We start from the raw sequence: 15,762 nt of genomic DNA on the forward strand, positions 1-15,762 counted from the left end.
TTTGTTAACTATGAGCAAATATTGCCAAAATATCGAGTTTTATTGTAGGTCTGTTTTATTGTGGATCTATCGTTTCAGAAGGTAATTGGCTAATGGATAAAATATTTCGATTGCCATCAATGACCTGAATATTTTTATTGGGTTGATAACACTCACGTAAAGGTGATAAGCAAGCTTGTTGTGAACCTTGTTGTATATTAAGCCAATCACTGATTAGCCAATAATTATTCGCTGTAGAATAAGGTGACTGCAAGTTTACTGGTTTGATGTTTGGTTTACTGGCGCTTTCGCTGTACCAAATCAGCAAAGGAATTTCATAGGCTTCTTTTCTTGGGTTGTTAACACCATGGTGGTAGTGAATATTGTTATCGCTGTCTAAGCGTTGCAACGCATGGTCTGAATAGTACATCAAAGTCGCAGGTTTCCCTTCGAGTTGTTGTATTAGGTTTTCGATAAATTTATCGGTATAAGCGACGGAACTGTCGTAGCAATCGTCATCTTCTTGGCCACTAAATGTTTTTAGTTCAGTTTCAGGGAAGCGGTTACAAGCAGGTTCATGGCTACCATAAGTATGTAACACAATGAGTTTTTTCTTATCAGTAGGGTCATTGATCGCGTTATTGAAGTCATCTTGCAGCTCTTCATCGTAGCCGACAAATTCGTTCCACGTTTTCTTTTGTGACATAGAAGCAATAGCAGAAATGACACTAGTACGTTTATTGGTTTTTCCCTGGTTGCTGACCCAATAGGTTTTAAAGCCCGCATGATTGGCTAATGAAATGATATTGTCCGAATAGTGTGATTTATCCTGCATCTGCTCAAAACGAATATTGGACAGTGAAATGGGAACCGACAAGATAGTCACCGGCGCCGGAGAATAGGCTTGTTGAAACGCCAGTATTTGTGATTTTCGCTGATTTAAATTGGGCGTTGTATCATATTGATAGCCATAAAAACTCATATGGTCACGGCGTAATGACTCACCAATGACAAGCACATAGATTTCAGTTTCAGACGCTTTTTTCTGGTAGTTAAATGCGACCTTTTGTGATGATATTTTTTTTATGCCTCTGTTTTCATATAAATTTTTTACTAAAGCTGCCGCATTGTAGAAAGGGGTATTTAAGAAGTATTTTTCTGTGATCAATAACGCGCTATCAGGCTTGCTTAGTAATGAGGGGTAATAGGTTGGAATAGCTAATAGATAGCCACAAAGTAGAGCCATACTTGTCGTTGTTATACGACGATTCATGTATTTTGCACATTGATGAATACATGCTAAATAAGCAGAAAAAACAAATAAATAAAAAATAACATAACCAATGTTATAGGAAAGCATTCCTACGGTTTCACTGCTATTGGTATTGATAAAAGTTTCTGCAATCGAAGAAGAAAAGCGGATATCGTGCTTTTGATAAAAGAAAAACGAAACAGATAAATTGAGAGCCCACAGGAGTGAAACAAACACCGTGAAAATTTTGCCAAGCAAAAAACGATAAATACCTGCACACAACAGTATTATCAGTGCTCCTGAAATTACGATGGCCATATCAGCGATAATGCTAACATCTCCACTGAAAAATACAGGGGTGATAGATATCAATAATGCATAAATTGAAATAATAATTTGGCGTATCATAGTGTTATTTTACGTATTTTTGACCTTACCTGAGGTTATAGAGGCAATTTAAAATAATAAGTTAACATCTAATTAACTTAAGACATTGTTCGTTTATAACATAAAAAAAGGTAAGGTAATCAAAATAATGGCGTAAAAAACTGTAAAAGAGCGTTAGGTTTAGTCATGACCTGCCCCCCACAAGTTGCGAGGGGAGGTAAAGTATTGAGTTAGAAAGTTACCGCAATTTTGGCATCAATATTGTTATCGTGATAATTTTTTGATAAAAATTTATTATAATTAATTGATAGCTTAGTATTTTCTTTTATATTGATATCGGTACCGACTTTTAATGCGACACCATGGCGTGATGCAGGAACACTATGCGTTGTAAATGAGCTCGGGGTATCGGTAAAATTCAATTTTATCCCTCTATTTAAATTCCCATATTGGTATTGATAATTAAGCTCACCGTGTAAACCGATATTTGATGTTTTACTCAATTTCCATTGGTTATCAAGGCGTAGCCCAAGGGTAGATAACATCGTATTGATGCGCTGTTTACGTGCCTGTAGTGATGTGTTGTTGATGTTTTCATTAATAGCATGATTCATTGCGCTGATATAAGTGAGATTGGTGAATGGCTCAATATTTATCCCATTTGAGTTAATTGGATAGGCCAGCTCCATAAAAGCTTGATGTGTGTTGGTATAATAGCTCGCTGAGTGACTTGTGCCATCACTGATTGAGCGTTCGGTATGAATAAGATGTGAAGTGTGACCGAGCCCTGCACGAACCGCGATAGGTTGCCATAAAGCGCTACCATAAATGGCGGCATGGTAGTTATTACTGTTAGCGTGGTCAAAGTGGTTAGATAAGTCACTTTGGCTAAAACCTGCGGCGATACCTAATGTCATTTTTTCGTTAATAAAACGTCGATTTGCCCCAAGCAATAGACCATAATTTGATGACTTATACCCAGTGGCATTGTTATCGCCAGTCGTTTTATCCCAATCATAGAGCATTTTGACCCATACATTGCCTTTGCTTTCGCTACCCCATGATCCAGACAAGCGAGCTTGTTCAAGTACTGTTTCTTTAATCTGACGGCTATTATTTATTTGATTGGATAATAGGTCAGCGTATATTTGCCCGGTGACATTGCGAAATATCGCTTGAGCTTGTTGTTTTGTTTGGCTTTTTAACATTTGGTTATAGAGAGCATGGTGCGTAGGAAGCGTTTCAATAGCGTTAGCCACAGCGGTTTGGTTTTGCGTTTCAGCTGCACTGGAAAATGCAGTGTTATTGCGCCCTACCTTAAGTGTAACCTCTTTGGGGGTGTAATTTAGTGTCGTTCCAATAAACTGGTAATTAGGCACAACAGCATCAAATTGGCCATCAACCCCCTTTTGAGCGCTTAATATCGTATATTGTGTATCAAATAACTGGTTGATATCTTGCTTAGAAAGCGGGTTATTTTGATTTTCAAGCGTGACACTGACGGTACCACCCTTTAATGAAGCTGAGCCTTGGCTGATGACTTTATCATTTTTACCTGCTGAATTGATTTCAACCAAATAATGGCTGTTGGGGGCAAAAGTTACGGAATCAATGATGTTAATTGTGCCAATTGAGTGACCGGGTGCAACAACTGCACCTTGGTTAGCGGTTAATTGTCGAATGCTCCCATTACCCGTCAGTAAACCGTGGTGGTTAATATTCACCGAAGCACCGATTTTTCCGTCATCTAAGACTAACGTTCCTTTCTGGACATCAACTGCGGAATCTAAGTGTTTTTTAAGGGTAACCGTTCCGCCATTTATATGGGATTTTTGCGAGTATTTATTCTCACCTGTTAAGACTAAATGGCCTTGGTTTACTGTAAAGCCTGCGAAGGTATTGTTGCCAGATAATACTAATGTCCCTAGGCCTTGTTTCGTTAACTTTCCCGTACCTTGAATATTATTTTTCCATTCATCTAGCTTACCGAAATTGGCAATATCAAAGTCATTAACGTCTTGATTGACGATAAAGTTTTCATATAAATAGGAGGGGCCATGATGAGCCGCAGGTAAGTTAATTAACCCCCAATAGCTATTTGGATCATTTTCTTTGATATTCCAACCCGCAATAGATTGGCTTGGATACGCAGTGCTGGCTAAAATATTGTTCCACTGTGTTTTATTCAAGTATGGGAAGCGTAATCGAAGTAAATAACCCGCTGTTTTAGGTATATTTTTAGGCTCGATCATAGATATCTTTTGCGTTTCTTTTTTTCCATAGTAACCAATATGGTCATTGGTTATAGGGTTAGATACGGTTAGGCAATTTTGACTGTTATTTGAACATGACGATGAAATATCTGTACGAATATTTTTAGCCGACTCAACAATGAATTTGCTGTTTTTTTCATCGGATAGCAGCTGTGATAATAAATAATAATTACCGACACGAGAAGCGATGGTATCGGTAGCGAAGTGTGCACCAACAATTACGCGGCTTTCACCGTATTCAATCGCTCGGTTGAACGTTTCACTGCCTTTTTCAGGGAAAATCATCGCCAATACTGCCGCTTGTTTAAAACCATTCCATGTATGGCCGCTAGGGTAAGATGAGCCCTGTATATGTGAATAACCTGCAATATAATGACCTTCGTCATCCAATACTTGGTAAGGACGACCACGCTTAAAATGGTCTTTTAGAATAAAATCAATCGACCTAGTACGTTGTTTTTTTTCATCATAGGCACGAGTGCTTGTATCATGTAACGAACGGATTTCTTTATATTGTTTATGGTCTTTTATATTAATATCCTGTTCGCCAAACAGTATCGTTTGATAACTATTAAATAAATAATCTGAGCTTTGGGATTTATCTGCGAGTGCTAAATTTTTTCTTTCACCCTTGATATTGATGTATTCATTGCTAATAAGCCTATCTTGCTCAGCAACTTCGCTGCCTTCTTTAGGGGTATTATTAATAACATTGTGTTTTATATCTTCAAGCCATACATTTCTTGTATCGATAATATTTTTCTCTAATTCTATAATATGATTTTTTGCTATTAGAGTACTTGTGAATATGAATGGTAATAAAGTTATTGATGCTGATATACAGGTTTTTCTCATTGTAATCCCGCCGATGCTATTGGTTAAAATTTCATTTGGCGGAGTTTATTTATAATATATTTATTTTTTATGACAGTTTTGAAAATACAAAATCGTTATTAATTAAAGTAATAAACTTTATTTTAAATTGTTTTGTTTTTTATGATGTGGTTCTCTATTGATGGGCTTTGTTTTTTTATTTTTTTATTACTAGTTTAATTAAGGAGTGGAAATAAGATAATAGTGATCAAAAAATTTATAAAAAAATAACCCCAAACTTTCGTATGGGGTTATTAAATATTATTTAGTTAGCCGAATAATTAAATATCAATATTCGCTGCTTTTAGGGCATTTTCTTCGATAAATGCACGGCGCGGCTCAACAGCATCACCCATTAATGTGGTGAATAGTAAGTCGGTTGCAATTGCATCTTTGACCGTTACACGCATCATACGGCGCGTCTCAGGGTTCATGGTGGTTTCCCAAAGTTGTTCTGGGTTCATTTCACCAAGGCCTTTATAGCGCTGTACGTATAGGCCGCGACGTGATTCACGCGTTAACCAAGTCAAAGCTTCTTCAAAGTTATCGATGTCTTGGCGACGTTCACCACGCTTGATGTAAGCACCTTCTTCAATTAAGCCACTGATTAAGTCACCTAAATGCGTAATGCGGCGGTACTCACTGCCATGAACAAAGTCAAAGTCGAGGTTGTAGTCGGTATCAACACCATGGGTGCGAATACGAATAGTTGGCTCGAATAATTGACGCTCACGGTTTTCGTTAATGGTGTAGCTGTAAGTGCTACCAAATTGTTCGTTATCTTCTAAGCGTTTAACCAGCGTTTTCGCCCACTCTTCAACTTTTTCGCTGATTTTTAAATCATCTTCCGTCAGGGTTGACTGATAAACTAAGCTGTTAAGTAAGGCTTGAGGATAAAGACGCTCAAGGCGACGAATAATACGGTGCGCAGCATTATATTCAACAACCAGTTTTTCGAGTTCTTCACCTTTCATGGCTGGCGCTTCTGCACTTAAATGCAGTTCCGCGCCATCAAGAGCGATAGAAATCAGGTAATCGTCCATCGCATCGTCATCTTTAATATATTGCTCTTGTTTACCACGTTTCACTTTATACAGTGGTGGTTGAGCGATAAAGATATGGCCACGTTCAACGATTTCAGGCATCTGGCGGTAGAAGAAGGTCAATAGTAGTGTACGAATGTGCGAACCATCGACGTCCGCATCCGTCATGATAATGATGCTGTGATAACGCAGTTTGTCTGGGTTATATTCATCACGGCCAATACCACAGCCTAATGCTGTGATCAGGGTTGCCACTTCTTGTGAAGACAGCATTTTATCAAAACGCGCTTTTTCGACGTTTAGAATTTTACCTTTCAGTGGCAAAATCGCTTGGTTTTTGCGGTTACGACCCTGTTTTGCAGAGCCACCCGCGGAGTCCCCTTCCACAAGGTACAGTTCAGATAGCGCAGGGTCGCGTTCTTGGCAGTCAGCCAATTTACCCGGTAAGCCAGCTAAGTCTAACGCACCTTTACGGCGAGTCATCTCACGGGCTTTACGTGCTGCCTCGCGTGCGCGTGCGGCATCAATGATTTTACCCACAACGATTTTCGCATCGTTTGGATTTTCAAGTAAATATTCAACTAATTTCTCATTCATCATCGTTTCAACCGCTGTTTTCACTTCGGAAGAGACCAATTTTTCTTTGGTTTGTGATGAGAATTTAGGATCTGGAACTTTTACTGAAATAACCGCAATCAGGCCTTCACGAGCATCGTCACCTGTTGCGTTGACTTTGCTTTTCTTTTGATAGCCTTCTTTTTCCATGTAGTTATTCAATGTACGTGTCATTGCTGCACGGAAACCAGCGAGGTGAGTCCCCCCATCGCGCTGAGGAATGTTGTTGGTGAAGCAGTACACGTTTTCTTGGAAACCATCATTCCACTGCATTGAGACTTCAACGCCAATACCGTCTTTTTCAGTGGAAAAATAAAAGACAGAAGGGTGGATAGGGGTTTTGTTACGGCTTAAATACTCAACAAAGGCTTTGATGCCACCTTCATAATGGAAATGGTCTTCTTTGCCATCACGTTTATCAATGAGCCTGATAGAAACACCCGAGTTTAGGAATGATAACTCACGTAAGCGTTTTGCTAAGACGTCATATTCAAACTCAGTCACGCCTTTAAAGGTGTCCATACTTGGCCAAAAACGAACACGGGTTCCTGTTTGGTCGGTTTCGCCGACAACAGTCAGAGGGCCTTGAGGCTCACCGTGTTTGTAGATTTGCTCATGAACTTTGCCATCACGACGAATAACGAGTTCAAGTGTTTCAGATAAGGCGTTAACAACGGAAACCCCAACACCGTGCAAACCGCCGGAGACTTTATAGGAGTTGTCATCAAATTTCCCCCCTGCGTGCAGAACGGTCATGATAACCTCTGCGGCGGAGACACCTTCTTCTTCGTGGATACCTGTAGGGATACCACGTCCATCATCCTGTACGGAGATAGAGTTATCGGCATGGATAGTGATCACGATATCGTCACAGAAGCCTGCGAGGGCTTCGTCGATGGCGTTGTCGACAACCTCGAAAACCATGTGATGAAGACCTGTTCCATCGTCTGTATCACCGATATACATGCCCGGGCGCTTACGCACCGCATCCAGTCCTTTTAATACCTTGATACTTGAGGAGTCATATGTATTCGACATCAACGTTTCCTGCTCTTTCTATTCCTGAGGTTGAACTTCTATTTTGCCATGTTCTACACGAAACATCTTGCTATTTGCATCTATCATATCATTAACTTGCTCAGGTGTAATGGCACTGACAAACACTTGTGCTTGTGTAGCTTTGAGACGGGTTGCCAGTAATTGGCGACGGCCGGCATCAAGTTCAGAAGCAAAATCATCCAGTAGATACAGGCATTGTTGCCCGCTCTGATGGGTGAAAAACTCACCCTGCGCTAACCGTAATGCACACATAAGCAGCTTCAATTGACCCCGCGAAAGCATATCTTCAACAGGAGTTCCATTTGCTCGAATACGCAAATCCGCTTTATGTGGCCCTGAAGCGGTATAGGTTAGTGCTCTATCACGCTCAAATTGGCGCTCTAATTGTTCTGAATAATCAATTTCTTTATCCCAACCACGCTGGAAGGATACCGAGAGTGAAAATTCGGGTAAAAATTGTTGGCAAGTTTGCTCAATATTTTCGGCAATACCTGCAATATAGTCATGACGCCATTGGCTTATTTGTTCGGAAAGCGGTGCCAGTTGTTTGTCCCAATGACGAATTTGCTCATAACGGGTGACTTGTCGCAAAGCGGCATTGCGTTGCTTTAATAACCGTTTTAAATCTGACCACACTGAAAAAAACAGCGGGTCATTGTGAAAACAACCCCAATCAATAAAAGCACGTCGATATTTAGGGCCGCCATTTAGCAAGGTAAACCCTTCTGGGGTAATCAGTTGCATTGGCAATAATTTTGCTAGCTCTGCAATTTTATGGCCATCAGTACCGTCTATTCGAACTTTACTATCACCATCACGGTTTTTGCTTAAGCCTAATGAAAGGTCGTTTCGCTGTTCATCTAAATGGCTAAGTTTACCATGAAGAATGAATTGCTCTTGCTCATGACGAATAACCCGGTTCGCTTGAATGCTGCGAAATGCACGGCCATGACCGAGTGTATATATGGCTTCCAATATGCTGGTTTTACCGCTCCCATTGGGGCCAATTAAAAAATTGAACCCATTAGCAAGGGAGAGATCCGCATTTTCAATATTTCGAAAATCACGGATCAATAAACGCGAAAGGATCATAAATACCGATTACAAACGCATTGGCATGACAACATACACCGCTGCTTTACTATCAGCGTCTTCAATCTGCACACTGGAAACTGCGTCAGTTAACAGAAGTTGCACATTTTCACTTTTTAGCGCATTTAAGACATCTAAGATGTAGCTGACGTTAAAGCCAATTTCCATCTCAGTACCTTGGTAGCTAACATCAACAATTTCTTCAGCTTCTTCTTGCTCTGGGTTATTGGCCGTAATGCGCAATTGGTTTTCACTGAAATACAAGCGCACACCACGGAATTTCTCATTCGATAAAATAGCGGCGCGAGAAAAAGCTTGTTTGAGTAAATCACAGCGAGCTTCTAAGGTTTTGTCTGGGTTTTTGGGTAATACGCGACGATAATCAGGGAAACGACCATCAACCAATTTAGAGGTAAAGATAAAATCCCCAACGTGAGCGCGAATATTATTACTACCAATTTGCAGCTGTAGAGGTGTATCACCACCATCTAACAAACGCATTAGCTCGATTACCCCTTTACGAGGCACTATCACTGAATGAGAAGGTAGCGATTGACCAATATCCATTGCACAGACGGCAAGCCTGTGCCCATCGGTTGAAACGGTTCTGAGCATTTGGTCTTCGGTTTCAAATAGCATGCCGTTGAGGTAATAACGGACATCTTGGTGTGCCATTGAAAACTGAGTCGCTTCAATTAAACGTTTCAGTATTGATTGCGGAAGCGAAAACTCCACTTCGCTTTGCCAGTCATCCAAGTTTGGAAAGTCAGCTGCGGGTAAAGTGGATAATGAGAAGCGACTACGCCCAGAACGGACGAGCAGTCTGTCATCATTCAACTCTACATGAATTTCAGAACCTTCAGGTAACCCACGCCAGATATCAAAAAACTTGCGTGCGGGCACGGTGGTTGCGCCAATTTCATGCTCCCCAGTTAGGGCAACATTGGCCATCATCTCCATTTCAAGGTCGGTTCCAGTGAGTTGGAGGGTGCCTTCTTTTACCTGTAATAAAAGGTTACCTAAAATAGGCAGAGTTGGACGCCCACCTAAAGGACCACTAACCTGTTGTAACGGTTTTAATAACTGCTCGCGTTCTATTGTAAATTTCATAGCAATTAAGATGATAATGTTCTGATTAAATTAGAAAAATCTTCTTTGATGTCATGGCTTTCTTCCCGTAACTGTTCAATTTTACGACAAGCATGTAACACCGTGGTATGGTCACGGCCGCCAAAGGCATCCCCGATTTCAGGTAAACTATGATTAGTCAGCTCTTTTGCCAGAGCCATTGCCATTTGACGCGGACGTGCGACAGAACGGGAACGGCGTTTAGACAGTAAATCTGCTACCTTAATTTTATAATATTCAGCAACTGTTTTTTGAATATTATCAATAGTTACCAGCTTTTCTTGTAGTGCTAATAAGTCACGCAGTGCTTCTCTGACAAAATCGATAGTAATCGCTCGGCCAGTAAAGTTTGCGTTGGCAATCACGCGATTTAGCGCCCCTTCTAACTCACGAACGTTCGAGCGAAGGCGTTTGGCGATGAAAAAGGCGACTTCACCCGGAAGTTGGATCTCATTTTCATCTGCTTTTTTCATTAAAATCGCCACTCGAGTCTCTAACTCTGGTGGTTCGATTGCAACGGTTAGGCCCCAGCCAAAACGCGATTTTAAGCGATCCTCCACACCGTTAATCTCTTTTGGATAACGGTCGGAGGTCAAAATAATTTGTTGATTACCTTCAAGTAGCGCATTAAAAGTATGGAAAAACTCTTCTTGTGAGCGCTCTTTGTTAGCAAAAAACTGGATATCGTCAATAAGCAGTGCATCAACAGAACGGTAATAACGTTTAAATTCTTCAATTGCATTGTTCTGTAGAGCTTTGACCATATCCTGAACAAAACGTTCTGAATGCATATAAACCACGCGAGCGTTGGCTTTATGCTGCATAATACTATTGCCGACAGCGTGTAGTAAGTGGGTTTTACCTAAACCAGTCCCACCATAAAGAAATAATGGGTTGTAGGCCCCACCTGGATTTTCTGCCACTTGCCTCGCCGCTGCGCGAGCCAATTGGTTCGATTTACCTTCAACAAAGTTATCAAAAGTGTGCTTAGGGTTTACATTAGAACGATAAGCAACATCGGGTTGTACTTTGGCTGAATTGTCCCAACTCGGTTTCATTGGGGCTGACGGAACGGCAAACGCAGGTACCTGTTGAGCTGTACGTGCTTGTGTTGCTGCCGGTGCGACTGTAATCGGTTTATTGCCTACCTCAAAGTGTAGTGCAGGCGCGTCAGTTCCACAAAAGTCATTCAATAATTCATTGATATTATTGATGTACTTGTCTCTAACCCAGTCGAGAACGAAACGATTTGGGGCATAAAGTGCCAGTGTATTGTCGTTTAATTCAGCTTGAAGAGGGCGTATCCACATACTGAATTCTGTGGCAGGTAGTTCATCCTGCAATCGGGCAAGACATTGCTGCCAAAGCGAAAGTGACACGTTGGACTCCCCTAAACAAGGTCAATGGAACAAGAAGTACGGATGTAAACAAAGAATTTTCTCGGGCTTACATTTAATTGCAATGGCCCAAAAATGTTTTAGATTAACTCTTACTTACTGCATATTGCTGATCGATGGATCAGAAATAGACCTGCGATCATACCGCAAAATTAGTCAGAGATCTCCATTCTTTTACACAGTTTTTATGCTTTTTATCCACAGGTAAATGTGATAAGGAACCTCTTATAAAGAAGAAATAGACTGGGCTACCTTAATTTACAGCCATTTTTCCACATGCTGGGGATAACTTTAGACGATTTACAGGAAATATTCTGTATGATCAAAAAATATTTTTAGATCTCTTGAAGATCCTTGCGCTTTAGGTCGGAGTCCGTATAATCTTCCTCCCTGTGTACAGTACTGATGTGATTTTTACACGAAACTGAGGTAAACTTGTTGGGTCGTATCGCTCTATTTTAACATTAATGTTAGGCGGGGCGGGGGCAAAAGCAGGTTTTCGGCCAGTATACGAATGTAATCATTCGTCGGCTGTCACAACATATGTCGGCAAACCGGTCAGCCAGGCTATAAATAAAAGTGGTTTGATTGCGTCATTTCATTGACGTGACCCCCTATGTTTTATTACAATCCTGCCTCTTTCTATATTGTTGCGATAGAGGCACAGGTGTAAATCAGTTTTCACTGGTTGCCAACGCGTTTACTGAATCAGTAATAAATTTTAAAGTTAGGTAGAAATCGTTATGAAACGCACTTTTCAACCGTCTGTACTGAAGCGCAACCGTTCACACGGTTTCCGCGCTCGTATGGCTACTAAAAATGGTCGTCAAGTTCTGGCTCGCCGTCGTGCGAAAGGCCGCTCTAGTCTGACCGTTTCATCTAAGTAATAAAGCTAGCCCTCTATTCAAGTGGTTACGCTCGCTTTTACCCGGGAGTTACGTTTGTTAACTCCCAGGCATTTCGATAATGTCTTTAAGCAGCCGCAGAGGGCGAGTTCCCCAGAGATAACAATCCTTGGTCGCCTAAACGAGCTGGGGCATCCCCGCATCGGTCTTACCATCGCTAAAAAAAATGTTAAACGAGCTCATGAGCGAAATCGTATTAAACGATTAGCGCGTGAATACTTTCGTTTGCATCAACACGACTTGCCTCCAATGGATTTTGTGTTATTGGTAAGGAAAGGGGTCGCCAATCTTGACAATCAACAGATCACGGAAACATTGGATAAGTTATGGCGTCGTCATCGTCGCTTGGCTCAAAAATCCTGATCATGCTGATCAGAGGCTACCAACTGGCTATTAGCCCGTTGTTAGGACCTCGTTGTCGCTTCAATCCCACTTGTTCAAATTACGGAATTGAGGCATTGCGCAGGTTTGGTATGTTAAAAGGGAGTTGGTTAACGGCAAAACGCGTATTAAAATGCCACCCTTTACACGCTGGTGGAGATGATCCTGTCCCACCTAGAAAAACTGATGATAATAGAGAATTATAACGATGGATTCGCAACGCAATCTTCTACTCATCGCTTTGTTGTTCGTGTCGTTCTTAGTTTGGCAGGCCTGGGAGAGCGATAAAGTTGCTCAGGACGTGAAAACTGTTCAAGCTTCGCAACAAGCGGATATGCCAAGCAGTGATGCTCAAGCCGTTACTGGCAGTGAGCAAGGTAAGCTCATCACAGTCAAGACTGATGTACTGGATATTCGCATCAATACTCGTGGTGGTGATATCGATGAGGCTGACCTGTTAGCCTATCCTGCGACCCTTCATTCGGAAAGTCCTTTCCGTTTACTGGAAACTAATCCAGGCTTTGTCTACCAGGCACAGAGTGGTTTGATTGGTCTTCATGGTCCAGACAACCCAGCAAATAATAATGGCGAACGTCCACTGTATAGCGTAGATTCCGACACTTTCACATTAGGGGAAGGCCAGGACGTTTTGCGCGTACCAATGACATTTACAGATAACAACGGTGTTGTGTATCAGAAAACGTACATTGTTAAACGTGGCCAATATACTGTTGAAGTTGAATACAGTATTCAAAACCCAACCGCTCAACCACTGAGCCTCGCTTTCTTTGGTCAGTTAAAACAAACAATTGAGTTACCGAAAGAGCGTGATACAGGCAGCAGTAACTTTGCTCTGCATACCTATCGTGGTGCGGCGTATTCTTCTGATGAAAACAACTATAAAAAATATAGTTTTGGTGACATCGAAGATAAAAACCTCGACTTAACCACCAAAGGTGGCTGGGTGGCCATGTTGCAACAATACTTTGCAACGGCATGGATCCCTGCAAGTTCTGAGAAGAGCACTTTCTATACTATCGACCTTGATAAAAAATCTGCCATCATTGGTTATAAGAGTGAACCAATGACTATCGCAGCTAACGGTGCGGGTACTTATTCATCAACGTTATGGGTTGGTCCTGAAATTCAGTCAGAAATGGCCGCAGTTGCACCTCATTTAGACTTAACTGTAGATTATGGTTGGTTATGGTTTATCTCTCAGCCACTGTTTAAACTGTTGAAATTCATTCACGGTTTTGTGGGTAACTGGGGTATTGCCATCATCGTTATCACCTTTATCGTTCGTGGTATTATGTACCCGCTGACTAAAGCACAGTACACCTCGATGGCGAAAATGCGTTTACTGCAACCAAAATTGGCTGCAATGCGTGAGCGTATTGGTGATGATAAACAACGCATGAGCCAAGAAATGATGGCGATGTATAAAGCAGAAAAAGTAAACCCACTGGGTGGTTGTTTACCGCTGCTTATCCAAATGCCTATCTTCCTTGCACTTTACTACATGTTGATGGGTTCTGTTGAACTGCGTCACGCGCCATTCTTCGGTTGGATCCAAGACTTGTCTGCACAAGACCCGTACTACATCCTACCGGTATTGATGGGTGTAACGATGTTTGTGATCCAGAAAATGTCACCAACTGCAGTCACTGACCCAATGCAGCAGAAGATCATGACGTACATGCCTGTCGTGTTTACTATCTTCTTCCTGTGGTTCCCATCAGGTCTGGTACTGTACTATATCGTGAGTAACTTAGTGACTATTATCCAGCAGCAAGTGATTTATCGTGGTCTGGAAAAACGTGGTTTACACAGTCGCGATAAAAAAGAAAAGAAATAAATTGAATTTTAGGTGAGCCTTCCGCTCAGCTATCGATATAATATTAAGGCGGCCATTTAATGACCGCCTTAATTTTTTATAGGAATGACAGAGAAACATCATGCAAATCAACGATACTATCGTCGCACAGGCAACACCTCCCGGTCGTGGCGGTGTCGGTATTTTACGTGTATCTGGCCCGAAAGCGGCACAAGTTGCTGAAATCGTGCTAGGAAAACTTCCTAAACCACGCTATGCAGATTATTTGCCATTTCGTGATGTGGACGGTGCTGTCCTTGACCAAGGTATTGCGCTTTACTTTCCTGGACCAAATTCATTTACGGGTGAAGATGTGCTTGAATTACAAGGACATGGCGGCCCAGTCATTCTTGATTTATTGCTAAGAAGAATATTAACGATCTCGGGTATTCGCATTGCGAATCCAGGGGAGTTCTCTGAGCGTGCATTTTTAAATGATAAGCTGGATTTAGCCCAAGCAGAGGCGATTGCTGACTTGATTGATGCAAGCTCAGAGCAAGCGGCGCGTTCCGCAATGAACTCCCTACAAGGGGCGTTTTCTTCCCATATTCATCAATTGGTGGAAGCACTCACTCACTTGCGCATCTATGTAGAAGCTGCGATTGATTTCCCTGATGAAGAAATTGACTTCCTGTCTGACGGTAAAATTGAAGCAAAACTCAATGAAGTCGTGGCAGATTTAGAGCAAGTTCGCTCCCAAGCACGCCAAGGCAGTTTATTGCGAGAAGGGATGAAAGTGGTGATTGCCGGGCGCCCAAATGCAGGTAAATCGAGCTTGTTAAATGCATTGGCGGGTCGCGAAGCTGCGATTGTCACGGATATTGCGGGTACGACGCGTGATGTGTTGCGTGAACATATTCACATTGATGGCATGCCACTGCATATCATTGATACCGCAGGGCTACGTGAAGCCAGTGATGAAGTGGAACGAATTGGTATTGAGCGTGCTTGGCAAGAGATTGAACAAGCGGACCACGTGCTGTTTATGGTCGATAGCACCACAACCGATGCAACAGAGCCACAAGAGATTTGGCCTGAATTTATGGCGCGCTTACCTGACGACCTTCCGGTCACCGTCATTCGTAACAAAGCAGACATGACGGGCGAACCCGTTGAGTTTATTGATAATACGCGTTATCCATTAATTCGTTTGTCTGCACGCGAAGAAAAAGGCATTGATTTGTTGCGCGATCACCTAAAAGAAGCCATTGGTTTTAACAGCAATACAGAAGGTGGTTTCTTAGCACGCAGCCGTCATTTACAAGCACTAAATGCAGCAGCCGTTCACCTAGCACAGGGCCATGACCAGTTAGTGAATGCCCGCTCCGGTGAGTTACTGGCGGAGGAATTACGTTTAGCTCAGCAGGAACTCAGTGAAATTACAGGTGAATTTACCTCTGATGATTTATTAGGCCGTATTTTTTCAAGTTTTTGCATTGGGAAGTGATGACTATTAGCTAGTAAGATAAAAGGTACAGTGGTTAGCCAATGGGTAATAAAAA

Annotated in this window: 11 protein-coding genes; 5 read left to right on the plus strand and 6 right to left on the minus strand. The window is 41.8% G+C overall.

Features of this window, described 5'->3' with window-relative positions; all coding sequences use genetic code 11:
• Positions 1-55 precede the first annotated feature (55 nt).
• The 6 genes from PSF42_RS12655 to dnaA form a co-directional block, all read right to left on the minus strand.
• Positions 56-1,639 carry a phosphoethanolamine transferase gene (locus tag PSF42_RS12655; protein WP_272680126.1) on the minus strand — a complete coding sequence of 528 codons (1,584 nt, stop codon included), beginning with the start codon at positions 1,637-1,639 and terminating at the stop codon, positions 56-58.
• Positions 1,640-1,848: 209 nt separating this feature from the next.
• Positions 1,849-4,746: an autotransporter domain-containing protein gene (locus PSF42_RS12660; protein WP_272680127.1), complete on the minus strand. Its 2,898-nt coding sequence runs from the start codon at positions 4,744-4,746 to the stop codon at positions 1,849-1,851.
• A gap of 299 nt (positions 4,747-5,045) precedes the next feature.
• The gene (gene gyrB, locus PSF42_RS12665; RefSeq protein ID WP_213913822.1) at positions 5,046-7,460 is read right to left on the minus strand and encodes a DNA topoisomerase (ATP-hydrolyzing) subunit B; all 2,415 of its coding nucleotides are present in this window, start codon (positions 7,458-7,460) and stop codon (positions 5,046-5,048) included.
• 18 nt (positions 7,461-7,478) lie between these two features.
• A complete protein-coding gene (recF, locus tag PSF42_RS12670) occupies positions 7,479-8,573 on the minus strand; it encodes a DNA replication/repair protein RecF (protein WP_272680128.1) in 1,095 nt (364 codons plus the stop codon).
• Positions 8,574-8,582: 9 nt separating this feature from the next.
• Positions 8,583-9,683, minus strand: coding sequence for a DNA polymerase III subunit beta (gene dnaN / locus PSF42_RS12675; RefSeq protein ID WP_004906243.1), 1,101 nt, complete (start codon positions 9,681-9,683; stop codon positions 8,583-8,585).
• Positions 9,684-9,688: 5 nt separating this feature from the next.
• Complete coding sequence (gene dnaA, locus PSF42_RS12680) at positions 9,689-11,080, minus strand: chromosomal replication initiator protein DnaA (protein ID WP_125893782.1); 1,392 nt, start codon at positions 11,078-11,080, stop codon at positions 9,689-9,691.
• A 761-nt stretch (positions 11,081-11,841) separates the two neighbouring features.
• On the opposite strand from dnaA, the gene rpmH reads away from it, so the two are divergent.
• From rpmH to mnmE, 5 genes are all read left to right on the plus strand, one after another.
• The gene (gene rpmH, locus PSF42_RS12685) at positions 11,842-11,985 is read left to right on the plus strand and encodes a 50S ribosomal protein L34 (protein WP_042846776.1); all 144 of its coding nucleotides are present in this window, start codon (positions 11,842-11,844) and stop codon (positions 11,983-11,985) included.
• Between the two features lie 21 nt (positions 11,986-12,006).
• Positions 12,007-12,366, plus strand: a complete 360-nt coding sequence (gene rnpA, locus PSF42_RS12690) for a ribonuclease P protein component (protein WP_125893780.1) — start codon at positions 12,007-12,009, stop codon at positions 12,364-12,366.
• Positions 12,330-12,590, plus strand: a complete 261-nt coding sequence (yidD, locus tag PSF42_RS12695) for a membrane protein insertion efficiency factor YidD (RefSeq protein WP_102140049.1) — start codon at positions 12,330-12,332, stop codon at positions 12,588-12,590. The genes rnpA and yidD overlap by 37 nt, the downstream gene beginning before the upstream one ends.
• Before the next feature lie 2 nt (positions 12,591-12,592).
• A complete protein-coding gene (gene yidC, locus PSF42_RS12700; RefSeq protein WP_272680129.1) occupies positions 12,593-14,242 on the plus strand; it encodes a membrane protein insertase YidC in 1,650 nt (549 codons plus the stop codon).
• Positions 14,243-14,342: 100 nt separating this feature from the next.
• Entirely contained in the window at positions 14,343-15,707 is a 1,365-nt protein-coding gene (gene mnmE, locus PSF42_RS12705) for a tRNA uridine-5-carboxymethylaminomethyl(34) synthesis GTPase MnmE (protein ID WP_272680130.1), read from the plus strand.
• The last annotated feature ends 55 nt before the right edge of the window (positions 15,708-15,762 follow it).

Source organism: Providencia sp. PROV032 (genome assembly GCF_028484875.1).
Taxonomy (GTDB): domain Bacteria; phylum Pseudomonadota; class Gammaproteobacteria; order Enterobacterales; family Enterobacteriaceae; genus Providencia; species Providencia rettgeri_E.